This window comes from Ferrovibrio sp. GW821-FHT12D07, from assembly GCF_058807275.1.
Map to the genome: position 1 here is coordinate 2228024 of NZ_JBXAQN010000001.1, position 20898 is coordinate 2248921.

A 20898-nucleotide genomic window follows, 5' to 3' on the forward strand; every position below is an offset into this window, starting at 1 on the left:
TCTTACAGATTACGGATTCGGGGATTCATGATGCGAAGCTGGCGGCTTGCGGTAGTTCTGCTGGGTTTCGGACTGGTTGCTGCCTGTGGCTGGCGTCCGTCCGGCACGCCGCGGGAAGGCTCGGCCGCTGCGCAGACCGTGGCAACGGAAACGCCGGCGCAAAGCGGCAGCACCGCGCCGCAGACGCCCGCTCCGGTAGCGCCTGCATCCAATGCGACGGCGTCCGCGCCGATTGCGCCCTTCAATCGCACAGAGTTCGACGCTTTCCTCGCCGAAGTCCGCACCGAGGCCCTGCAGAAAGGCATCAAGCAGGATGTCGTGCGCACGGCGCTTACCGGCGTCGAACCGGTCATGCGCATTATCGAGCGCGACCGCAACCAGGCGGAATTCAAACTCAGCTTCGCCACCTATCGCGACCGCGTCATCACCCAGCAGAACGTGCAGCGCGGCCAGCGTCTGCGCGATGATCATCAGGCCGTACTGCGCCAGGTGGCGCAGCGTTACGGCGTGCAGCCGCGGTTTGTGCTGGCGATCTGGGGCATTGAGACCCGCTATGGCGCGGTCAAGGCCGATGTGCCGCTGATGCATTCGCTGGCGACGCTGGCCTTCGACCGTCGTCGGTCCACGTATTTCCGCAACGAGCTGTTCGCCGCGCTGACCATGCTGGATCGCGGCTATATCGATTTCCCGACCATGAAGGGGTCGTGGGCCGGCGCCATGGGCCAGCCGCAGTTCATGCCGACCAGCTACCTGTCCTATGCCGAGGATTTCGACGGCGACGGCAAGCGCGACATCTGGAACAACACCAACGATGTCTTTGCTTCCATCGCCAACTATCTCGCCAAGCATGGCTGGAACACGAATCAGACCTGGGGCCGCGAGGTGCGGATTTCCAACGACCTGCAGCGCAAGCTGCCCGACATGGTCCGCGAGGGCCGCTCGGGCTGCCGGGCCATCGACCAGATGACCCGCGACCTCTCGGTCGAGGACTGGAGTCGGCTGGGGGTGCGGCGCGCCGATGGCGGCGAATTGCCCAAGGTCCAGCAGTCCGGTGCCCTGGTGCAGCCGGACGGCCCCGGTGGCCAGACCTTCCTGGTCTACGGAAACTACCGGTCGATCCTCCGGTACAACTGCGCCCATCACTACGCTTTGACCGTCAGCCTGCTTGCCGACCGCCTCGGCGACGGTTAATATACGCAATATCTAGACCATGCAGCGACGTCGGCACGCCATCCCTTGCTATTCCGAAGGGGTCGGGGGGGACTCCCGATCCACATGGACGTCCTGCGCCCGGATGGTTGCCCTGGCGGTCCTTGCCCTCGGGCTTTCGGGCTGCGCCGAGGCGACGCTGTTCAATCACACTGCCAAGTCGGTGGTGCGCGGGGGGGACTCCAAGCAGTCCCAGGTCGGCAAGGGCGGCATCTACAAGGTAGGCAACCCCTACCAGATCGCCGGTGTCTGGTATTACCCCAAGGAAGATCCGAATTACGACGAGACCGGCATTGGCTCGTGGTACGGCGAGCAGTTCCACGCCAAGACCACCGCGAATGGCGAAACCTTCGACATGAACGAGGTCACCGCCGCGCATCCGACTTTGCCGATGCCCTCGCTGGTGCGTGTCACCAATATGGAAAACGGCCGCACCATCGTCGTGCGCGTGAATGATCGTGGTCCCTATGTGAATGGCCGCGTGATCGATCTGTCGCGCCGCAGCGCGCAGCTTCTCGGTTATGACCGTCAGGGCACTGCCAAGGTGCGCGTGCAGTATGTCGGTCCGGCGCCGCTGTCTGGCGATAACACCATGATCGCCTCGCGCAGCGCCGGTGGCGACGAACGCCCGGCTGCCGCCCCGCGTGGCGGTGTTCAGGCTGAAGCCCTGCCGCCGCCGCCCGGCGCGAAGGGCCGCAGCGGCGATGTGGTGCAGACTGCGCCGGCGCAGCCGTCGCCGATGCAGATTCTGCAGGCCCAGAATCCGCAGGGCACGCAGACCAAGGTCGGCGATACGGTCGCCGTGGCCGACCTGACACAGCAGAAGGTGGAACAGGGCCCAGCGCGCGGTGGCCAGATCTATGTTCAGGTCGGCGCCTTCACGCTGCATGAGAATGCACACAAGCTGGCGGCGCAGCTTTCAGGCATCGGCCCCACGGGTGTGTCGTCCACATTCGTGAACCGGCAGGAATTCTTCCGCGTCCGCCTCGGGCCCTTCAACCCGGTGGCCGCCGCCGACCAGGCCCTGCAACAGGCTATTAACAGTGGACAGAACAATGCGCGTATCGTTGTCGACTAAGGTTGCCCATGCGGCGTTTGCCGCGCTGATGGTTTTTGCTGCCGGCACGTTGCCGGCCAGAGCCCAGCTGGGTCAGGTCGAAACGGTGGCGCGCCAGATGCTGCTGATCGATTACGACACAGATACGGTAATCTTCGAGAAGAATGCCGACGAGCTGATGCCGCCGTCGTCAATGTCCAAGCTGATGACTGCCTTCATGGTGTTTGAACAGCTGCAGGCCGGCAAGCTGCGTCTGGACGACATGCTGCCGGTCAGCGAGAAGGCGTGGCGCATCCAGGGCTCGAAGATGTTTGTGCCGATCGGTGGCCGCGTGAAAGTGGAAGACCTGTTGCGCGGCATGATCATCCAGTCGGGCAACGACGCCTGCATCGTGCTGGCCGAAGGCATCGGCGGCAATGAAGAGCGGTTCGCCGAGATGATGACCGAGCGTGCACGGCAGCTCGGCATGAAGAACACCACGCTGCGCAATGCGTCGGGCTGGCCCGATCCGCAGCACATGATGACGGCCCGCGACCTGGCCATTCTGGCCAAGCAGCTGATCTCGCGCTTCCCGCAGTATTACCACTTCTACTCCGAAAAGGAGTTCACCTACGGCATCGACCAGGTGACCAAGAAGCCGATCACCCAGGGCAACCGCAATCCGCTGCTCTACAAGGATGTCGGCGCCGATGGCCTGAAGACGGGTCATACCGACGCAGCCGGCTACGGTCTCACCGTATCGGCCAAGCGCGGTGAGCGCCGCCTGATCCTGGTGGTGAACGGCCTGAAGAGCATGAACGAGCGGTCGCGTGAGTCCGAGCGCCTGCTCGAACTCGGCTTCAGCCAGTTCGACAATTACAAGCTGTTCACCGCCGGCGCGACGGTCGACGAGGCCGATGTCTGGCTCGGCAATGCGCCGAAGGTTCCGCTGGTGATCGAGAAGAGCCTGGCGCTGACCCTGCCGCGCCAGAGCAAGGCCGGCGTCAAGGTCACTGTCACGTATGACAATCCGATTCCGGCGCCCGTTGTGAAGGGCACTCCGGTGGCCAAGCTGGTGGTGGCCAACAAGGATGCCACGCTGATGGAAGTACCGCTGGTTGCCGGCGCCGATGTGCAGCAGCTTGGCTTCACCGGCCGCATCAGCGCCGCCGTCAGCTATCTGCTCTGGGGCGCGAAGAAGCAGTGACCGCGAAAGGCGGGCGCTTCATCACGCTGGAAGGCGGCGAGGGCGCCGGCAAGTCCACCCAGGTCAAGCGGCTGGCTGCGAAGCTGGCCGAGCGCGGCATCGAAACCGTTCTGACGCGCGAGCCCGGCGGTACGCCGGGCGCCGAAGCCATCCGCAGCCTGCTGGTCACGGGCGATCCCGATCGCTGGGACGCCATGACCGAAACCCTGCTGCATTACGCCGCCCGTCGCGCCCATGTCGAAAAGACTGTGAAACCGGCGCTGGCGCGCGGCGCCTGGGTGATCTCGGACCGGTTTGCCGATTCCACCATGGCATATCAGGGCTACGGCGGTTCAGTCGGTCGCGAGACGGTTGCCGGCCTTCACAAGCTCGTTCTGGGTGATTTCGCGCCCGACCTGACGCTGGTGCTCGACCTGCCGGTTGAGATCGGCCTGCAGCGGGCAAAAGCGCGCATGCAGGGCCAGGCTGCGGCCGAAGACCGCTACGAGCGCATGGGCACAGCATTCCACGAGACGTTGCGTCGGGCCTTCCATGACATTGCCGCCCGTGAACCGCAGCGCTGTCGCATTGTCGATGCCAGTGGCGATGTTGATGCCGTGGCAGCGGCACTCTGGAAGACAGTCGCCGCACAGTTTACCCTGATCCCATGAGCGGCTACGAGCCACAACAGGCGGCCTCCTGGGGGCCGCGCCATAATGCTGCGCTGTTTGGCCATGCCACAGCGGAGAAGACGCTGCTGGATGCCTGGGCGTCCGGTCGCCTGCCGCATGCTTGGATGATCACCGGCGCGCGCGGCATCGGCAAGGCGACGCTGGCCTTCCGCTTTGCGCGCTTCCTGCTCAAGCATGGTCCGGCCGCCAATATGGACAGCGGCCCCAGCCTGTTCGGCGACGGTCCGGTGCTGCCCGAGACGCTGGCCATCGCCGAAGACGATCCGGTGTTCAGCCGCGTCGCCAATGCTGGCCATGCCGATCTTATCACGGTCGAGCGCAGCTACGATGAGAAGGGCGACCGCTGGCGCGGCGACATCGTGGTGCAGGATGTGCGCGCGGTGATCGACCGCTTTGCCATGACGGCGGCCGAAGGCGGCTATCGCGTCTGCATCGTCGATGCAGCCGACGACATGAACATCAATGCGGCGAACGCATTGCTGAAGATTCTGGAAGAACCGCCGCCGGATGCGGTGCTGCTGCTGGTCACCCATGCGCCGGGCAGCCTGCTGCCCACCATCCGCTCGCGCTGCCGCCGGTTGCCGTTACGCGCGCTGGATGAAGCCGCGTTGCTGCCGGCACTGGAGGGCATGCTGCCCGATCTGGATGCAGCCGAACGCCGTGGCCTTGCCGTGCTGGCGGAAGGATCGCCCGGCCGCGCGGCGATGCTGGCCGGGCAGGGCGGATTGAAGCTGCTGCACGGCCTGCTCGATCTGGTGGCGCAACTGCCCAAACCCGATATTGCCAAGCTTCATGCCTTCGGTGACGCGATCAACCGTGACCGCAGCGGAGCCGGCTTCCAGTTGATGACTGACCTGTTCCGCTGGTGGCTGGCGCGTCTGGTGCGGGCTTCGGCCGCGGGCCGGATCGGCGGCACCGGCTGGTCGGAGATTTTTCCTGGTGAAACCGCGCTGGCGCAGCGTTTGGCGCAATGGCAGGGGCCGGACCGCTGGGCTGAGGACTGGGAACAGATCGGTCGCTTGCTCGACCGCGGGGAATCGGTCAATCTTGACCGCAAGCAGATGCTGCTGAACCTGTTCGCAGCGCTGGCGCGGTCTGCAGCCGCTCGTTGAATATTCAGCTTACCGTTTAGGGGCAGGGGGATTTCATGGCCAAGGCCGCCGTTGGCGCCAGCGCACCCGACAGTCTGGAAAAGATCGAACTGCTGTCCGATCTGAGCCCGGCTGCGCGCGCCGAAGTCGAGCGTGCCTGCCAGTGGCGTCGCTTCGCCGCCCATGAACAGATTCTGGATCGCAACAGCGACAGCCGCGATGTCTATTTCGTCGTCGAGGGCACCGTCGAGGTGGTGAACTTCTCCGGCAACGGCCGTGAGATTTCCTACGCACTGGTTTCGGCCGGCAGCTATTTCGGCGAGATCGCGGCCATCGACGGCGAGCGCCGCTCGGCCAGTGTGGTGGCGCAGACGACCTGTCGTCTTGCCGCGATGCCGCCCAAGGCTTTTGAAGCGCTGGTGGCGCGCGAGCCCGCCGTCGGCATCAAGGTGATGCGTCGTCTGACCAGCATCATCCGTGCCAATAACGAACGCATCATGGATCTGGCGACACTGGGCGCAATCCAGCGCGTCTATCGCGAACTGCTGAAACTGGCGCGCCAGGATCCGCTCAATGCCGATGGCTGGATGATCTATCCGATGCCCAAGCAGCACGAGATCGCCCGCCGTGCCGCCACCACGCGTGAGACGGTGGCGCGCGTTCTGGCCAACCTGCTGCATGGCGGTCAGGTCACCCGCAAGGACAAGACCTACTATCTGACCGACCGCGGCGCACTGGAACAGGCGATTGTTCGCCTGGATGTCCGCCAGAACAGCCACGGGCTGGCGTAAACTCTTCACCTGTCACCTGTCGATACAAGTGATGCTGCGCTGCACTGTCTGCGCATTAGGTCGAACCGCGCCTGCACGTTTCCAGATTGCCCTGACATATCAGATGCGAGATAGTAACCGGGTGGTGCATAGACGCGCGGCTTAAAGACGTGTCGGCACAACGAGGAAACGTCAATCAGCAGGAGGGTAACCCATGCGTGGGTTCAAGGCATTCGTCACCAGTCTTGTCGCTGGCGCGGCATTGCTGACGTCAGTCGGCGCGCAGGCCGCATTCCCGGACCGCCCCATTACCATGATCGTACCCTGGGGTGCCGGCGGCGGCACCGATGCCACCGCGCGCATCATCGCCAGCCTGATGGAAAAGGAACTCGGCCAACCGGTGAACGTCGTCAACCGCACCGGCGGCAGTGGCGTGGTCGGTCATGCCGCCATCGCCCAGTCGCAGCCTGACGGCTACACCATCGGCCTCATCACGGTCGAGATCGCGATGATGCACTGGCAGGGCCTCACCGAACTCACGCCGTCATCCTATACGCCGATCGCGCTGGTGAATGCCGATCCGGCCGGCGTTCAGGTTGCTGCCGACGCGCCGTATAAAACCGTGAAGGAATTGCTTGCGGCGGTGAAGGCCAGCCCGGGCAAGTTCAAGGCTTCCGGCACCGGGCAGGGCGGCATCTGGCATCTCGCCATTGCCGGCCTGCTGCGCGACCAGGGCATTGATCCGGCCTCCGTCGGCTGGGTGCCTAGCAACGGTGCCGCGCCGGGCCTGCAGGACATGATCGCCGGCGGCGTGCAGATCGCACCGGTTTCGCTGCCCGAGGCCCGCGCGCTGATCGAAGCCGGCAAGGTGAAAAGCCTGGCCATCATGGATGCCAAGCCCTCGGCGCTGTTCCCCAACGTGCCGACGCTGAAGTCCGAAACCGGCAGCGACTGGACCATGGCTGCCTGGCGCGGCATTGCGGCGCCGAAGAACATCCCGAAGGAAGCAGCCGACAAACTGCTGGCGACGGTGAAGAAGGTCTATGACAGCAAGGACTATCAGGACTTCATGGCGCAGCGCGGCTTCGGCATCGTCTGGGCTGGTCCGGAGGACTATGCCAAGTTCATGGCCAAGTCGGATGCCGATATGGGCACCATCATGAAGGCCGTCGGCATCGCCAAGTAAGCGCACGCGTCTCTGCCGGCGCGGTCATGCGGCCGCGCCGGCCTTTCTATTTCCAGACAGGTATGGCCCATGCGTATCCATGATGCCCTCAGCGGTGCGGTTCTGGCATTGCTGTCCGTACTGATCCTTGTCACCGTCAGTCAGTATCCCCCCATTCCCGGACAGAACATCGGGCCTTCGGCTTTCCCCGGGCTTCTCGCCATCCTGCTGCTCGGCTGTTCGCTGGCATTGATCTGGCGCGGTATCCGCGCCGAACGGCAGCCGCTGATTGTGCTGGGCGCCTGGGTGCGCTCGCCGCATCATATGGCCAACTTCCTGCTGATCATCGCGGCGCTGCTGTTCTATGTCTTCTGCGCCGATATCCTCGGCTTCATCCCCACCGGCATTCTCATTCTCAGCGTGCTGTTTTACAGCCTGCGGGTGAAGCTGATGCTGATCCTGCCAGTCGCTGCCGGCGTGACGCTGGTGATCCATACGATCTTCTACAAATTCTTGCGCGTGCCGCTGCCTTGGGGGCTGCTGCAAGGAATGATCTGGTAGGGGCGCAAAAACCATGGGCGATTTTCTTCAGCATACCACCGCGGCCTTCCATCTGGTCTTTGACCCCTATGTTCTGGTGGTCATTCTCTGTTCAGCCATGTTCGGGATGTTCGTCGGCTGCATTCCCGGCCTGACGGCGACGATGGCGACGGCGCTGCTGGTGCCGATCACCTTCTTCATGCCACCGGTGCCGGCCATTGCCGCCATCGTCACGGCGACGGCGATGGCGATCTTTTCCGGCGACATCCCTGGTGCGTTGTTGCGCATTCCAGGCACGCCGGCCTCGGCCGCCTATACCGATGAAGCCTACAAGATGACCCTGAAAGGGCAGGCCGAAACCGCGCTGGGTGCCGGCCTGGTCTTCTCGGCCATCGGTGGCCTGTTCGGCACGGCGGTGCTGGTGACATCCGCGCCGGCGCTGGCCGAGATCGCGCTGAAATTTTCCTCGTTCGAGTATTTCTGGCTGGTCCTGCTCGGGCTGGCTGGCGCGGTTTTCATCGGTAGCAACAGCATCCTGAAGGCCTGTATCTCGTTGATCCTGGGCCTGCTGATCGCCTGTGTCGGCCTCGACAATCCCGGCGGCTATCCACGCTTCACCTTTGGCAATACCGAATTGATGGGCGGCGTCAGTCTGATTCCGATGATGGTGGGCATGTTTGCCGTTTCGGAAATCCTGCGCTTTGTCGTCAGCATGGATCCACCGATGACCATCGCCGTAACGCGGCTGGGCAGCGTGTTCAAGGGCATGTGGGGGTTGTTGGTGAAGTATCCCGGCGCGCTGCTGCGTGGCAGCGTGTTGGGCACCATCATTGGCATCCAGCCGGGCTCGGGCGCCGACATGGCGTCCTGGATGTCCTATGCGATGAGCAAGAAATTTTCCAAGGAACCCGAGAAGTTCGGCACCGGCCATGTGGAAGGCATCGTCGAGTCCGGCGCGGCCAACAACAGTTCGTTGGCGGGCGCCTGGATTCCGGCGCTGGTTTTTGGCATTCCGGGCGATTCCATCACCGCTATTGCCATCGGCGTGCTGTACCTGAAGGGCCTCAATCCCGGGCCGACGCTGTTCCTGAACGCCCCGGAAAACGTCTACGCGATTTTCCTGGTCTTCATCCTGGCCAACATCATCATGGTGCCGCTGGGCTGGCTGACCATCCGGCTGGCGACCAATATTCTGCGTGTCCCGCGCAACATCCTGATGCCGGTGATCATGCTGTTCTGCATCGTCGGCTCGTTCGCCATCAACAACACCGTGTTCGGCGTTCTGTTGATCCTGGTCTTTGGCGTGCTGGCTTTCGTGATGGAAGAGAACGGCTTTGCCGTCGCACCAGCCATCCTGGGCGTGGTGCTGGGCACCATGCTGGAAGAGACCTTTGTCACCTCGATGATCAAGGCGAACGGCAATCCGCTGGTCTTCTTCGAGCGACCGATTTCGGCGGGACTGGGCGTCGCCACCTTCATCATCTTGTTCTGGCCGCTGGGGAGTTGGCTGGTCGGGCGTCTGCGCGCCAGACCAGCCTGACCATCAGGCGGAGGCGGCAGTCACGCGCATGGCGCGGCTGCGCCACCAGCCGGCGATCCGGATGATCATCGCCAGCACGACCAGTGCCACCGGCAGCCAGTAGAGCGGCATGTCCGGTGTGCGCTTGATGTTGGTGAAGATGAATGAAATCGCGATATACCAGGCGCCAGTCCAATGCAGGATGCGCCAGTTGCGCGCTCCCACGAACCGCACTGCGGCGTCGAACGACGTGGCTGCCATCAGCACGATGAACAGATAGGCCGAGGCGCCGCTGATGATCGAGGACAGCGGCGACATCTCGTTGAACAGCACCGGATCGAGTATGGCGAAGGCGATAATGAGAATGGCATGGATGCCATGCGAGGCGGCGAAGCTGACGCCGAGATAGCGGCGGTTGCGCAGCAGCCAGCGGGTAAAGCCGCCGGGCCAGAACTTCACCAGCGCCGAGGCCATGAAGACCGGCAGGAACAGGACCAGCGAGGTTCGGGCCGTGACCCGGATCGCCGTGCGGATGCTGTCGACGGAGTAATCGCCAGCGCCGACAATGAGTAGAGCCATCAGGGCGAGCAGGGCTGAGATCAGTCCCGTCAGTCGCCAGCCATTGAGATGTGTCATCGGTAGGCCCTCCCTGCAAAGCCATGCGCCATCCTTCTCAGGCAAAGGCAGGAACGACAAGTGATGGCCGTTACATCCGCTTTGCGGTCACGGCCACGTGATGGTGCGTAACGTCTAGCGAACGTGAATGGCGATGCCGTTGGCGATCATGGCCATCGCGTCATCCACGACAGGCCCCAGTGGCGTCTTGGTGTCCCACAGACCGTAGCGCTTGCCGAGGAAGTCGGCCATGCCCATCAGCATCCAGGCGCGGATTTCGGTCGCCTGCCGCCCGCCGCCGGGGGTGATCTCGTTGTGCTTTTCGGCTTCGTCCAGCACCTCGCAATAACCGGCGACGAAGTCGAGGTAATACTGGCGATAGATTTTCGGATCGACAAACTGCGAGACGTCGACCACCTGGTAGAGATCGGGATTGCGCCGCACGAATTCCAGGAAGGCGAGCAGGCCCAGCCGTTCGGCCTCCATACGGTTGCGCGCGCCGGCAATCGCCTCGGTCAGCTGGTGGCGCAGGCTGCGGCCCAAATGCAGCACCAGTTCGCGCAGCACGTCTTCCTTGGTGCGGAAGTAGATGTAGAAGGTGCCCTGGGCGACGCCGGCCTCGGTGGTGATGGCGGCGATCGAGGTTTCGGCAAAGCCGTGCCGGCCGATCTCGCGCTTGGCGGCGTCGAGGATTTTCTGCCGGGTCTGTTCGCCGCGCCCTGTCTTGGGCCGGGGCAGGGCGCGGTTTTTCTGGGTCGCGGTCGCCATGGGCGGTGCTGTCATTCTCCGTGGGCGGCCGGTTCCACCGGCCGCAATCCGCCTTGACGGGCGGTGGACCTGAGAGTACGAATACATGAAACATGAATCAACTGTCATGTTTGGGCCGCCCGGGTGGGCGCGGCCCGGCACTGGGGACCCCACTGGGACCACCCGGGCCACCGCCGGCTCATCCATACTGTTTCAAGGGAGAGGAAACATGCAGCGCATCACCAAGACGGCCGGTCTGGCCGCTGTCCTGACAGCCGGTCTGGCATTGTCGGCGCAGGCCGCCGACCTGAAGATTGCCCTGATCACCAGCAAGTCCAGCAATCTCGAAGCCTATGCCCGGCAGACGGAAGACGGCTTCAAGATGGGGCTGGAATACCTGACCAAGAACACGATGACCTGGCAGGGTCGCAAGATTCAGCTGATCATCAAGGACGATCAGGGCAAGCCTGATATGGCCAAGTCGCTGCTGGAGCAGGCCTATGCCGACGACAATGTCGACATCGCGATCGGCACCACCTCGTCCGGCGCTGCATTGGCCATGCTGCCGGTCGCCGAAGAGCACAAGAAGATCCTGATCGTCGAGCCCGCCGTGGCCGATGATATTACCGGGGCGAAGTGGAACCGGTATATTTTCCGCACCGGTCGCAACTCGACACAGGATGCCATTGCCGGCGTCGCTGCATTCCCGGCAACGGGAGAAATGAACATTGGCACTTTGGCGCAGGATTACGCCTTTGGTCGCGATGGCATTGCGGCTCTGAAAAAGTCGCTGTCCGAGCTGAAGCCCAACGTCAAGGTTGCGTTCGAGGAATACGCCCCGCAGAACGCGACCGATTTCACCGCCTCTGCGCAGCGTCTGTTCGATGCACTGAAGGACAAGCCCGGCCGGAAAATGATTGTCGTCTACTGGGCTGGCCCCAATCCGCTGCCCAAGATCGCCGACCTGAAGCCGGAGCGTTTCAATATCGAACTGTCCACTGGCGGCAACATCCTGCCGGTGATGAAGACCTTCAAGCCGTATGCCGGTATGGAAGGCGCTATCTACTATTATTACGACTTCCCGAAGAACGCGATGAACGATTGGCTGGTTGCCGAACACAAGAAGCGTTTCAACGGCAATCCGCCGGACTTCTTCACTGCTGGCGGCTTTGCGGCTGCCTCTGCCGCGCTGACTGCTGTGCAGAAGGCGGGCGGCACCAACACCGAGAAGCTGATCGCCGCCATGGAAGGCATGGCCTTCGATACCCCGAAGGGCAGCATGATCTTCCGCAAGGAAGACCATCAGGCGATGCAGCAGATGTATCACTTCAAGGTCAAGAAGGACGGCAAGGACGACAACGATCTTCTGGAGCTGGTGCAGACCATCCAGGAATCGGCCATGCCGCTGCCGATCCGCAACAAGCGTTGAGTCCACACGGCCGGGGCAGGTGACTGCTCCGGCCGTTTTTATCTACTGAGATCATGTCCGCCACGCCCACGCTCGAAACCCGCGACCTGACCATCCGTTTCGGCGGCCATGTCGCCGTGAACGCGGTGAGCTGCGCCTTCCGGCCCGGCACCCTGACGGCCATCGTCGGCCCCAATGGCGCCGGCAAGACCACCTATTTCAATCTCATTTCCGGCCAGCTGAAATCCACCGCCGGGCAGGTGCTGCTCAATGGCGAAGATGTCACGGGCCTGAGCGCGTCCGCCCGCACCAAGAAGGGCATGGGCCGCGCCTTTCAGCTAACCAACCTGTTTCCGAACCTGACCGTGCGCGAGAATGTGCGCCTTGCTGTTCAGTCTCGTGCGGGCGCCGGGCTCCAGTTGCTGCAGCTCTGGAGCCATCGCCGCGACCTGATCGACAAGGCGGATGCGCTACTGGCGTCTGTGCGTCTGCATGACAAGGGCGACGCCACGGCGGGCGCCTTGCCGCATGGCGATCAGCGCAAGCTGGAAGTGGCGCTGCTGCTGGCGCTGGAACCCGATATCTTCATGTTCGACGAGCCGACTGCGGGCATGTCGGTAGACGAAGTGCCGGTGATCCTGGAACTGATCCAGGACATCAAGGCACGCGGCGACAAGACCGTGCTGCTGGTCGAGCACAAGATGGATGTGGTGCGCAGTCTTGCAGATCGCATTATTGTTTTACACAACGGCCAGCTGGTCGCCGATGGCGAACCGGCAGCCGTGATCGCCTCGCCGATCGTGCAGGAAGCCTATCTCGGCATCAGTCCGAAGCAGGCGGCATGAGCGACCTGCTGCGTCTGGACGGCGTCCATACCCATATCGCGCAGTACCATATCCTGCATGGCGTCGATCTCGCCGTGCCGCGCGGCCAGCTCACCATGCTGCTCGGGCGCAACGGTGCCGGCAAGACCACGACCCTGCGCACGATCATGGGCCTGTGGCAGGCCAGCAAGGGCCGCGTGGTGTTCGATGGTGAGGATATCACAAGCAAGCCGACACCCGAGATCGCGCAGAGCGGCATCGCCTACGTGCCCGAAAATATGGGAATCTTCGCCGACCTCACGGTGCGCGAAAACATGATCCTGGCGGCCCGCAGCGGCGAGATAGATGCAGCGCGGCTGAAATGGATTTTCGGCCTGTTCCCGGCGCTGGAGAAGTTCTGGCTGCTGGCGGCGGGCTCGCTGTCAGGCGGGCAGAAGCAGATGCTGGCGATTGCGCGTGCCATCGTCGAGCCACGCGCACTGTTGCTGATTGACGAACCGACCAAGGGCCTCGCGCCCGCGATCATCATGAACATGATCCAGGCATTCAGGGAACTGAAGTCGACCGGCGCGACCATCCTGCTGGTCGAACAGAATTTCCTTGCCGCCAAGCTGCTGGGCGACCATGTCGCCGTGATGGATGACGGCCGCATCGTGCATAGCGGCGCGATGGCGGAACTGGCCGAGGACAAGAGTCTGCAGCAGCGCCTGCTGGGCCTCAGCATGGATGCGCATCAATGACAGCCGCTGCCGCCACCGAAACCGCCAGCCTGCCTCGGGTGAAGGTCGATATCTTGCCGGTGCTGCTGGTGCCGCTGCTGATGCTGGTGGCGCTGCCTTTCGTCGGCAGCGTGTCGACCTGGGTGACGCTCACCGTGGCCGCGCTCGCCATGGGCATGATGATCTTCCTGATGGCTTCGGGGCTGACGCTGGTCTTCGGCCTGATGGACGTGCTGAATTTCGGCCACGGCGTTTTCATTTCGTTTGGCGCCTATATGAGCCTGGTGGCACTGGGGCCGCTGGCTGCCTGGGTCGAGGCCGACAACCTGCTGCTCAATCTCGGCGTCCTGCTCGCCTGTATCCTTGTGGCCATGGTTGTCACCGGCGGCCTGGGCTGGGCGTTTGAGCGCGTGGTGATCCGGCCGGTCTATGGCCAGCATCTGAAGCAGATCCTGATCACCATGGGCGGCATGATCGTGGCCGAACAGATGATCCATGTGCTCTGGGGTGCCAGTCCGATCCCGTTACGGCTGCCGACCGCGCTACGCGGCGCCATCGTGGTCGGCGATGCGGCCATGGAGAAATACCGCGTCATCGCCGTGGTGCTGGGCCTGGCTGTCTTCGGCCTCATGTACCTGATCCTGAACCGCACCAAGATCGGGCTTCTCATCCGTGCCGGCGTCGAGAATGCCGAGATGGTGGAAGCGCTGGGCTACAAGATCCGTCGACTGTTTGTGGGCGTCTTCATTGCCGGCTCGGCGCTGGCCGGGCTGGGTGGTGTGCTCTGGGCCTTCTATCGCCAGACGCTGACTGCCGGCATGGGTATGGAAGTGAACGTGCTGATTTTCATCGTCATCATCATCGGCGGGCTGGGCTCGGTCGGCGGCTGCTTCACCGGCGCGCTGCTGGTGGCACTGGTCGCCAACTATACCGGCTTCCTGGCGCCCAAGCTGGCGCTGGGCAGCAGCATTCTCCTGATGGTGCTGATCCTGCTGTGGCGGCCGCAGGGGCTGTATCCCGTGGCGAAGCGGTAAGGGGGGCAGAGCAACATGCTGCATAGCCTTCTCTCCGGCGATTATCCGCGCTCAAAGCCATTGGCCGCCGTGCTGGTGCTGATCCTGATCAGCCTGGCCTTCGCGCCCTTCCTGTTTCCGGGCAGCCAGCCGCTGAATGTCGCGGCCAAGATCTGCGTCTTCATCATCCTCGTGGCGAGCTACGACCTGCTGCTCGGCTATACCGGCATCGTGTCTTTCGCCCATACCATGTTCTACGGCATCGGCGGCTATGGCGTGGCAATTGCCATGTACAACTTCGATGCCGGCTGGGGTGCGTTGGGCATCGGCGTGCTGGTGGCGATGGTGCTGGCCATGCTGCTGGCGCTGCTGATCGGGCTGTTCAGCCTGCGCGTCCGCGCGATCTTTTTTGCCATGATCACGCTGGCGGTCGCCTCCGCCTTTGCAATCCTGGCGTCGCAACTCAACGAGATTACGGGGGGAGAGGACGGCCGCAGCTACCGGATTCCGGAATTGCTGCGGCCGGCTTTCCGGCTGTTCGATGATCCCGTCCTGGGGGTCAATATCAACGGCCGCATCCTGACCTATTACCTGATTTTCTTCTCGGCGCTGGGCCTGTTCCTGCTGGCGCTGCGGATGATGAACTCGCCGTTCGGCCGTGTGCTGCAGGCGATCCGCGAGAATGATTTCCGCGCCGAGGCGTTGGGCTATCGCGTCGTGGTCTATCGCTCGATCGCCAACTGCCTCTCGGCTGGCATGGCCACGCTGGCCGGCGTGCTGATGGCGCTCTGGCTGCGCTATACCGGCCCGGATACCACGCTCAGCTTCGCCATCATGATCGACATCCTGCTGATGGTTGTGATCGGCGGCATGGGCACGCTCTATGGTGCGGTGCTGGGTGCGACGATCTTCATTCTGGCGCAGAATTACCTGCAGGTGCTGATGGGGCAGTTCAGCACGGCGCTGGAAGTGGCCGGCGTGCCGCTGCTGCCCAGTCTGTTTCATGCCGACCGCTGGCTGCTCTGGCTCGGCATCCTGTTCGTCCTGAGTGTCTATTTCTTTCCTGCCGGCATCGTCGGCAAGTTGCGGCAAATGCGCCGATGACACCTGAATCCCGCTACCTCACGCTGGCTGGCCGTAGCGTCCATGTCTTCGATTGGGGCGCGAAGGACGCGCCGCCGGTCATCCTCTGGCATGGCTTTGCCCGCAACGCGCATGACTTTGACGACCTGGCCGCGGCGCTTAGTGACCGGTATCGCCTGATCGCCGTCGATACCATCGGCCGTGGCCTGAGCGCCTGGAGCCCGAATCCCGATGTGGAATACAGCGTGCCTTTCTACACGGGGCAGGCGGTCGAGCTGCTGGACCAGCTCGGGCTTTCCACCGTGCGCTGGGTCGGCACCTCGATGGGTGGTCTGGTCGGCATGGCGGCAGCTGCGACGGTGCTGAAATCCCGCATCAGCCATCTGGCATTCAACGATATCGGCCCGGCCATTGCCCCCGAGGCCGTGCAGCGCATCCTGAAATATGCCGGTGCGCCGCCGGCGTTCGACACGCTGCCGGAACTGGAACAGTATTTTCGCGAAATCTACGCGCCCTTCGGGATCGCCAGCGATGCCGGCTGGCGCAAGCTGGCCGAAACCTCATCGCGCCGTCTGCCCGATGGCCGGCTGACGCCGAATTACGATCCACAGATCGCTGCGGTCTTCGGCCGTCAGGTGGCTGCGGCGCAGGGCGCTGACGCCTGGCCGATTTATGATCTGATCACCACCCGCACGCTGCTTGTCCGTGGCGCGGTCTCCGATCTGCTGAGTGCGGATACGGCAGCGGAGATGACCCGGCGCGGCCCCAAGGCACGCCGAATCGATATCCCCGGTGTGGGCCATGCCCCGGCGCTGGATACCCCTGAACAGATTGCCCTGATCGCGGCATTTCTGGCGGAATAGCGGCAGTTGGCCGGGCCGGCGGCCCGCCCTATACTGAAGCCCATGTCCAGCGCGCCCCACCAGCTTCATACCCATGTCCATGGGCATGGCCACGACCATGCCAGTTGCATCTCCGATGCGCTGGCCAAGGCCGAGGCTCATTGCGCCGCCAAGGGGGCCAAGCTCACGCCCGTGCGCCGTCGCGTGCTGGAGCTGATCTGGCAGAGCCACAAGCCGGCCGGCGCCTATGACCTGCTGGCGCAGCTGGGCAGTGATGGCCAGAAAGCGGCGCCGCCGACGGTGTATCGCGCGCTCGATTTCCTGGTCGAGCAGGGGCTGGTGCATCGCGTCGAAAGCCTGAACGCCTTCATTGGCTGCACCGAGCCCGGCCATGCCGTGCAGCAGGAAATCTTTATCTGTCGCAATTGCGGTACGGCAACCGAGATCAACGATCCGGAACTGGGCAACCGTATCCAGCAGGATGCCCGCGCGCTCGGCTTTCAGGTGGAACGCCAGACCATTGAAGTGGTTGGCATCTGTCGCGACTGTCGCGCTTTATAAGCAGCGCACACAAGCGCCGCGTCCCGCAATTGTCATTTTTGCCGCTGCTGCATTCCGTCGTAGCCTGATCGCAATCGGTGGTCATGCCGGGGGAAACAGATTGAAGCCGGCATAACCGTCGCCCTTGCCAGAGGAGGGTGCCATGGCACTTGCGACCAGTTTGCGGCAGTTTCTCGACCGTCACGATATTCCTTATGACATCGTTTCCCATCGTCGCGCGGCAACCATGCAGGAAGCTGCGCATTCGGCCGGCATTCCGGAATCCTGCGTCGTTAAAGCGGTGCTGGTGGAGGACGATGACGGCTTCATGCTGGCTGCCGTACCGGCCTCCTGCGATGTCGCTCTGCATAAGCTGTCGCGGGCCGTAAAACGTCCGGTGGGCCTGGCCAGCGAGCGCGATATCGGCACGCTGTTCAAGGACTGCGCACCCGGTGCCTTGCCACCGCTGGGCAGCGCCTATGGCGTCGAGGTCGTGATCGACCGCAGTCTGGATGCAGTGGACGATCTTTATTTCGAAGGCGGTGATCACTGCACGCTGGTGCATGTGCGGAGCAAGGATTTCCGCCGCCTGATGCCTGAAGCCCGGCACGCACGGATCAGTGTCGAACACTGAATCAGAAAGGCCCGCAGTTGCCTGCGGGCCTTTCCTCCGTTTCTCCCTGTAATGGGCTTAGTGTTTCTGCTTCTGACGATCGCCGTCGATCTCACCGGGCTTGCGGCCCGGTTTCACGACGCGGCTATCGCCATCGGTATCTTTGCCAATCTGGCTGTCGGCTCGCTTGCCGCCATCGACGTCACCGGCGACGTGACCCGGTTTCACCACGCGGCCGTCGTTATCGGTGTCGCGGCCCACATCGCTCTGGCCGGATTTCGGCGGCATGCGGGTCTGCTGCGGTGAAGGCTGTTGTGTCTTGTTGGGCATGAGGTTCTCCCTTTCTGGTTATGAAGGAAAAACCCATGTACAGCGATGATGTTCCGCTTTGATTGCGGCTACGCCTCGCTTGAATCAACTGAATTTTGGCGGTCTCTTCTCGAAGAACGCCGTCATCGCCTCGCGTGCTTCGGCCGACTGCAGCTGTGCGCGGAAATGCACGCCCTCGGCGGCCATCTGGCCGGCGATGTCACCACGGCTTTTCCGCAGCAATTCCTTGGTCAGCTTCATCGCGGTCGGCGGCTTGGCCGCCAATTTCTGCGCCACCTTGGTGGCCTCGGCCAGCAATTTGTCATCGGGGAAGACCGCATTGGCAATGCCGTACTCTTTCGCCGTGGCAGCCGTGAAGGGTTCGCCCAGCATCACCAGTTCAGCCGCGCGGTGATAGCCGATCATGGCTGGCAGCAGCAGCGACGAGGCAGCCTCGGGCACCAAGGCCAGGTTGACGAAGGGGAAGGAGAGCTTCGCGCTCTCGCCCACATAGACCAAATCGCAATGCAGCAGCATGGTGGAGCCGACGCCGACCGCGACGCCGGAGACGGCGGCGATCATCGGTTTCGACAGCGTGCTGATCGCGCGCAGGAAACGGAAGACCGGACTGCCATCACCCTGCGGGGGATTGTTCAGGAAGTCCTGCAAGTCGTTGCCGGCCGTGAAGGCGCCACCGTTGCCGGCAAACAGCACGACGCGCACGGCGCTGTCGCCTTCAGCCTTTTCCAGTGCATCGGCCAGCGTGGCGTACATGGCCGAAGTGAGGGCGTTCTTCTTGTCGGGACGGTTGAAGGTGATGGTCAGGATGCCATCAGCCTGTGCGGTCAGAATCTCGGACATCTCGTCTGCTCCCTAATCTTTGAGCAATACGATGGCATAGTCTCCGACACGGGAAAAGCCTAACGCAAGGTAAGCCTGTCGCGCCGGATGGTTATCCTTGGCCGTGAACAGGATTGCCGCCGCAACGCCTGTCTGTTGTGCCTGCAGGAGGGCGTCGGCGACGACGGCCCGGGCATAGCCGCGGCCGCGCTGATCGGTTGGGGTCCAGACATTGCCGATCTGCACCATGTCGGGCAGGCGGGCATTGTGGCAGCAGCCGGCAACCGGCTGGTCTCCATCGAACAGGATGAACTGCGCCTGCTCATCGATCCACAGTGCGACGGCATTCTCAGCTTCAGTCCGCGCCCGGTCCGAAGCTTGCGCGCCATTCAGGGCAATATCGAAGTCCAGCCGCCACCTGCCCAGCAGCTGAATGTTGTCCCTGGTCGCAAGACGGCAGGTGAGGGTGCCATCGCGCAGCCTGTCCGGCACAATCAGGTCGGGCAACGCAAGCTGAAACAGATCTTCCGGACTATCGACCCGCATCTCGCGGCCGGCCAGTGGCAAAGCAGCCTTCGCCGCTTCCACCTGGGCTTGCGGTCCGATGATGCCGGACAGCATGCGGCCCTCGACTGCGGCCAGGGAGAGTGCCGCAGCATGGTCGGGCGCGAGCAGCAGCAGGATGTTGTTCCAGTAATGCGCTGCCACCCCGACGATGCGCACACCGTCGAGGGCGGCGACATAGCGGCCGCAATAGGTCTCTGCGCCATCGCGGATGCCGCTACGGGCAAGATTGGACCGCAGGAACATCGCCTGTGCGGCATGGTCGGTGAGGAAGCGTTCCAGCTCGGTGCGATCCGCCGGCACCAGCTGGCGGATTGTCACCATCAGCCTTGCGCCTTGTTCAGGCGGTCGAAGCCGGCCTTCAGGTCGTCCATCAGGTCGCCCGCGTCTTCCAGGCCGATATGCAGGCGCAGCAACGGGCCATGGTCTCGCCAGGGTTCGGCTGAGCGGATGCCATGCGGCTTGGCCACGGTGATCAGGCTTTCGAAGCCGCCCCAGGAATAGCCGATGCCGAAGAGTTCGAGATGGTCGACGAATGCAGCTATGGCGGCGTCGGAATATTTTTTCTGCAGTTCGAACGAAAACAAGCCGCAGGCGCCGAGGAAGTCACGCTTCCAGATCTGGTGTCCCGGATCCTGCGGCAGGGCAGGGTGCAGCACGCTGGTCACTTCCGCCCGGCTGCGCAGCCAGTCGGCCACGGCGATGCCGCTTTCCATATGGCGCGCCAGCCGCACCGCCATGGTGCGCAGGCCACGCAGGCCGAGGAAGACTTCATCGGGGCCGGCATTGGCGCCGATGGCACGTGCGGTCTCGCGCAAGCTCGGCCAGCTGTCCTTGGTGGCGACAACCACACCCAGCATCGCATCTGAATGGCCGACAATATATTTGGTTGCCGCATGCACCGAGAGATCGACGCCGTGACTGAAGCTCTTGAAATACAGCGGCGTGCCCCAGGTGTTGTCGACCGCCACCTTGGCGCCATGCTTGTGCACGATGTCGCAGATCGCGGGTACATCCTGCATCTCGAAGGTCAGCGAGCCTGGAGACTCCAGGAAGACCAGCGTGGTGTTGGCACGCAGCAGCGCCTTGAGCCCGGCGGTATCCTGCATCGGCCGGTAGTATTCGGTCTCGACGCCCATACGCTTCAGCACGGTGTCGCAGAAATGCCGGGTCGGGCCGTAGATGTTGTCCGAAACCAGGATGTGATCGCCGCTTTTCACCACGCTCAGAATCGCGCCGGAGCAGGCGGCTGCGCCCGAAGGGTAACCCATGGCGCGATAGCCGCCTTCCAGTTCGGCCACCGTATTCTCGAAGGCATAGGTCAGCGGTGTGCCGATGCGGCCATAGGTCGTCACCTGCTCATCGCGGCCGCGCGCGGCATACATGTCGGCCAGTGCCTTCAGGTTCGGCTGCAGGATGGTGGAGGCACGATAGACGGGGATATTGACCGCACCGTGATGGCCATCGGGATCGCGGCCGAGTGCGGAAAGTTTGGTTTCGTCTTTCATGTCGGACTCCAGTCTGGACCCCGACTATCGCAAAGGCCGGCGCGGCTGGAAAGCCGCACCGGCCC

The 20898-nt window shown here is 63.3% G+C and carries 23 protein-coding genes; 17 read left to right on the top strand and 6 right to left on the bottom strand.

The genetic code is table 11. The annotated features are described in order from the left end of the window. Positions 1-27 precede the first annotated feature (27 nt). From AC1RRE_RS11045 to AC1RRE_RS11085, 9 genes are all read left to right on the top strand, one after another. Positions 28-1191 (top strand): lytic murein transglycosylase, encoded by a 1164-nt coding sequence (locus tag AC1RRE_RS11045; protein WP_492981185.1) that lies wholly within the window; start codon positions 28-30, stop codon positions 1189-1191. A gap of 103 nt (positions 1192-1294) precedes the next feature. Beyond that, the gene (locus AC1RRE_RS11050; RefSeq protein ID WP_492981186.1) at positions 1295-2287 is read left to right on the top strand and encodes a septal ring lytic transglycosylase RlpA family protein; all 993 of its coding nucleotides are present in this window, start codon (positions 1295-1297) and stop codon (positions 2285-2287) included. Next, positions 2265-3452 (top strand): D-alanyl-D-alanine carboxypeptidase family protein, encoded by a 1188-nt coding sequence (locus tag AC1RRE_RS11055; RefSeq protein WP_492981187.1) that lies wholly within the window; start codon positions 2265-2267, stop codon positions 3450-3452. The genes AC1RRE_RS11050 and AC1RRE_RS11055 overlap by 23 nt, the downstream gene beginning before the upstream one ends. Beyond that, positions 3449-4102 (top strand): dTMP kinase, encoded by a 654-nt coding sequence (gene tmk / locus AC1RRE_RS11060; protein WP_492981188.1) that lies wholly within the window; start codon positions 3449-3451, stop codon positions 4100-4102. The genes AC1RRE_RS11055 and tmk overlap by 4 nt, the downstream gene beginning before the upstream one ends. Further along, complete coding sequence (locus tag AC1RRE_RS11065; RefSeq protein ID WP_492981189.1) at positions 4099-5235, top strand: DNA polymerase III subunit delta'; 1137 nt, start codon at positions 4099-4101, stop codon at positions 5233-5235. The genes tmk and AC1RRE_RS11065 overlap by 4 nt, the downstream gene beginning before the upstream one ends. Positions 5236-5270: 35 nt before the next feature. Beyond that, the gene (locus AC1RRE_RS11070; protein WP_492981190.1) at positions 5271-6005 is read left to right on the top strand and encodes a Crp/Fnr family transcriptional regulator; all 735 of its coding nucleotides are present in this window, start codon (positions 5271-5273) and stop codon (positions 6003-6005) included. Positions 6006-6198: 193 nt separating this feature from the next. Continuing rightward, a complete protein-coding gene (locus AC1RRE_RS11075; protein WP_492981191.1) occupies positions 6199-7170 on the top strand; it encodes a tripartite tricarboxylate transporter substrate binding protein in 972 nt (323 codons plus the stop codon). 69 nt (positions 7171-7239) lie between these two features. Next, complete coding sequence (locus AC1RRE_RS11080; protein WP_492981192.1) at positions 7240-7710, top strand: tripartite tricarboxylate transporter TctB family protein; 471 nt, start codon at positions 7240-7242, stop codon at positions 7708-7710. Positions 7711-7723: 13 nt separating this feature from the next. Beyond that, the gene (locus AC1RRE_RS11085; RefSeq protein ID WP_492981193.1) at positions 7724-9229 is read left to right on the top strand and encodes a tripartite tricarboxylate transporter permease; all 1506 of its coding nucleotides are present in this window, start codon (positions 7724-7726) and stop codon (positions 9227-9229) included. Positions 9230-9232: 3 nt separating this feature from the next. On the opposite strand, the gene AC1RRE_RS11090 is transcribed toward AC1RRE_RS11085, so the two are convergent. Then, the gene (locus AC1RRE_RS11090; RefSeq protein ID WP_492981194.1) at positions 9233-9844 is read right to left on the bottom strand and encodes a hypothetical protein; all 612 of its coding nucleotides are present in this window, start codon (positions 9842-9844) and stop codon (positions 9233-9235) included. Positions 9845-9958: 114 nt separating this feature from the next. Continuing rightward, entirely contained in the window at positions 9959-10591 is a 633-nt protein-coding gene (locus AC1RRE_RS11095) for a TetR/AcrR family transcriptional regulator (protein WP_492981195.1), read from the bottom strand. Between the two features lie 208 nt (positions 10592-10799). Here AC1RRE_RS11095 and AC1RRE_RS11100 point away from each other — a divergent pair, with 208 nt between their 5' ends. The 8 genes from AC1RRE_RS11100 (at position 10800) to AC1RRE_RS11135 (ending at position 17633) form a co-directional block, all read left to right on the top strand. Further along, positions 10800-11999 (top strand): substrate-binding domain-containing protein, encoded by a 1200-nt coding sequence (locus tag AC1RRE_RS11100; protein WP_492981196.1) that lies wholly within the window; start codon positions 10800-10802, stop codon positions 11997-11999. 53 nt (positions 12000-12052) lie between these two features. Beyond that, positions 12053-12823 carry an ABC transporter ATP-binding protein gene (locus tag AC1RRE_RS11105; RefSeq protein ID WP_492981197.1) on the top strand — a complete coding sequence of 257 codons (771 nt, stop codon included), beginning with the start codon at positions 12053-12055 and terminating at the stop codon, positions 12821-12823. Beyond that, complete coding sequence (locus AC1RRE_RS11110; protein WP_492981198.1) at positions 12820-13542, top strand: ABC transporter ATP-binding protein; 723 nt, start codon at positions 12820-12822, stop codon at positions 13540-13542. The genes AC1RRE_RS11105 and AC1RRE_RS11110 overlap by 4 nt, the downstream gene beginning before the upstream one ends. Beyond that, positions 13539-14555 carry a branched-chain amino acid ABC transporter permease gene (locus tag AC1RRE_RS11115; RefSeq protein ID WP_492981199.1) on the top strand — a complete coding sequence of 339 codons (1017 nt, stop codon included), beginning with the start codon at positions 13539-13541 and terminating at the stop codon, positions 14553-14555. The genes AC1RRE_RS11110 and AC1RRE_RS11115 overlap by 4 nt, the downstream gene beginning before the upstream one ends. A gap of 15 nt (positions 14556-14570) precedes the next feature. Further along, the gene (locus tag AC1RRE_RS11120) at positions 14571-15638 is read left to right on the top strand and encodes a branched-chain amino acid ABC transporter permease (protein WP_492981200.1); all 1068 of its coding nucleotides are present in this window, start codon (positions 14571-14573) and stop codon (positions 15636-15638) included. Next, positions 15635-16480, top strand: a complete 846-nt coding sequence (locus AC1RRE_RS11125; RefSeq protein ID WP_492981201.1) for an alpha/beta fold hydrolase — start codon at positions 15635-15637, stop codon at positions 16478-16480. The genes AC1RRE_RS11120 and AC1RRE_RS11125 overlap by 4 nt, the downstream gene beginning before the upstream one ends. Positions 16481-16522: 42 nt before the next feature. Next, on the top strand, positions 16523-17020 hold the full coding sequence (locus AC1RRE_RS11130) for a Fur family transcriptional regulator (RefSeq protein ID WP_492981202.1): 498 nt from the start codon (positions 16523-16525) through the stop codon (positions 17018-17020). Positions 17021-17162: 142 nt separating this feature from the next. Continuing rightward, on the top strand, positions 17163-17633 hold the full coding sequence (locus AC1RRE_RS11135) for an aminoacyl-tRNA deacylase (RefSeq protein WP_492981203.1): 471 nt from the start codon (positions 17163-17165) through the stop codon (positions 17631-17633). A 57-nt stretch (positions 17634-17690) separates the two neighbouring features. On the opposite strand, the gene AC1RRE_RS11140 is transcribed toward AC1RRE_RS11135, so the two are convergent. From AC1RRE_RS11140 to metC, 4 genes are all read right to left on the bottom strand, one after another. Beyond that, on the bottom strand, positions 17691-17942 hold the full coding sequence (locus AC1RRE_RS11140; protein ID WP_492981204.1) for a hypothetical protein: 252 nt from the start codon (positions 17940-17942) through the stop codon (positions 17691-17693). 84 nt (positions 17943-18026) lie between these two features. Further along, positions 18027-18782: an enoyl-CoA hydratase gene (locus AC1RRE_RS11145; protein ID WP_492981205.1), complete on the bottom strand. Its 756-nt coding sequence runs from the start codon at positions 18780-18782 to the stop codon at positions 18027-18029. 12 nt (positions 18783-18794) lie between these two features. Continuing rightward, on the bottom strand, positions 18795-19649 hold the full coding sequence (locus tag AC1RRE_RS11150) for a GNAT family N-acetyltransferase (protein ID WP_492981206.1): 855 nt from the start codon (positions 19647-19649) through the stop codon (positions 18795-18797). Further along, positions 19649-20833 (bottom strand): cystathionine beta-lyase, encoded by a 1185-nt coding sequence (gene metC, locus AC1RRE_RS11155; RefSeq protein WP_492981207.1) that lies wholly within the window; start codon positions 20831-20833, stop codon positions 19649-19651. The genes AC1RRE_RS11150 and metC overlap by 1 nt, the downstream gene beginning before the upstream one ends. Positions 20834-20898: the final 65 nt, after the last annotated feature.

What these genes read in the sequence shown, in the direction of transcription:
- metC (WP_492981207.1), bottom strand. Translation starts at nt 20,833, where the DNA reads ATGAAAGACGAAACCAAACTTTCCGCACTCGGCCGCGATCCCGATGGC.
- AC1RRE_RS11085 (WP_492981193.1), top strand. Translation starts at nt 7,724, where the DNA reads ATGGGCGATTTTCTTCAGCATACCACCGCGGCCTTCCATCTGGTCTTT.
- AC1RRE_RS11080 (WP_492981192.1), top strand. Translation starts at nt 7,240, where the DNA reads ATGCGTATCCATGATGCCCTCAGCGGTGCGGTTCTGGCATTGCTGTCC.
- AC1RRE_RS11150 (WP_492981206.1), bottom strand. Translation starts at nt 19,649, where the DNA reads ATGGTGACAATCCGCCAGCTGGTGCCGGCGGATCGCACCGAGCTGGAA.
- AC1RRE_RS11110 (WP_492981198.1), top strand. Translation starts at nt 12,820, where the DNA reads ATGAGCGACCTGCTGCGTCTGGACGGCGTCCATACCCATATCGCGCAG.
- AC1RRE_RS11130 (WP_492981202.1), top strand. Translation starts at nt 16,523, where the DNA reads ATGTCCAGCGCGCCCCACCAGCTTCATACCCATGTCCATGGGCATGGC.
- AC1RRE_RS11090 (WP_492981194.1), bottom strand. Translation starts at nt 9,844, where the DNA reads ATGACACATCTCAATGGCTGGCGACTGACGGGACTGATCTCAGCCCTG.
- AC1RRE_RS11105 (WP_492981197.1), top strand. Translation starts at nt 12,053, where the DNA reads ATGTCCGCCACGCCCACGCTCGAAACCCGCGACCTGACCATCCGTTTC.
- AC1RRE_RS11140 (WP_492981204.1), bottom strand. Translation starts at nt 17,942, where the DNA reads ATGCCCAACAAGACACAACAGCCTTCACCGCAGCAGACCCGCATGCCG.
- AC1RRE_RS11070 (WP_492981190.1), top strand. Translation starts at nt 5,271, where the DNA reads ATGGCCAAGGCCGCCGTTGGCGCCAGCGCACCCGACAGTCTGGAAAAG.
- AC1RRE_RS11065 (WP_492981189.1), top strand. Translation starts at nt 4,099, where the DNA reads ATGAGCGGCTACGAGCCACAACAGGCGGCCTCCTGGGGGCCGCGCCAT.
- AC1RRE_RS11120 (WP_492981200.1), top strand. Translation starts at nt 14,571, where the DNA reads ATGCTGCATAGCCTTCTCTCCGGCGATTATCCGCGCTCAAAGCCATTG.
- AC1RRE_RS11100 (WP_492981196.1), top strand. Translation starts at nt 10,800, where the DNA reads ATGCAGCGCATCACCAAGACGGCCGGTCTGGCCGCTGTCCTGACAGCC.
- AC1RRE_RS11135 (WP_492981203.1), top strand. Translation starts at nt 17,163, where the DNA reads ATGGCACTTGCGACCAGTTTGCGGCAGTTTCTCGACCGTCACGATATT.
- AC1RRE_RS11115 (WP_492981199.1), top strand. Translation starts at nt 13,539, where the DNA reads ATGACAGCCGCTGCCGCCACCGAAACCGCCAGCCTGCCTCGGGTGAAG.
- AC1RRE_RS11055 (WP_492981187.1), top strand. Translation starts at nt 2,265, where the DNA reads ATGCGCGTATCGTTGTCGACTAAGGTTGCCCATGCGGCGTTTGCCGCG.
- AC1RRE_RS11075 (WP_492981191.1), top strand. Translation starts at nt 6,199, where the DNA reads ATGCGTGGGTTCAAGGCATTCGTCACCAGTCTTGTCGCTGGCGCGGCA.
- AC1RRE_RS11145 (WP_492981205.1), bottom strand. Translation starts at nt 18,782, where the DNA reads ATGTCCGAGATTCTGACCGCACAGGCTGATGGCATCCTGACCATCACC.
- AC1RRE_RS11045 (WP_492981185.1), top strand. Translation starts at nt 28, where the DNA reads ATGATGCGAAGCTGGCGGCTTGCGGTAGTTCTGCTGGGTTTCGGACTG.
- AC1RRE_RS11125 (WP_492981201.1), top strand. Translation starts at nt 15,635, where the DNA reads ATGACACCTGAATCCCGCTACCTCACGCTGGCTGGCCGTAGCGTCCAT.
- AC1RRE_RS11095 (WP_492981195.1), bottom strand. Translation starts at nt 10,591, where the DNA reads ATGGCGACCGCGACCCAGAAAAACCGCGCCCTGCCCCGGCCCAAGACA.
- AC1RRE_RS11050 (WP_492981186.1), top strand. Translation starts at nt 1,295, where the DNA reads ATGGTTGCCCTGGCGGTCCTTGCCCTCGGGCTTTCGGGCTGCGCCGAG.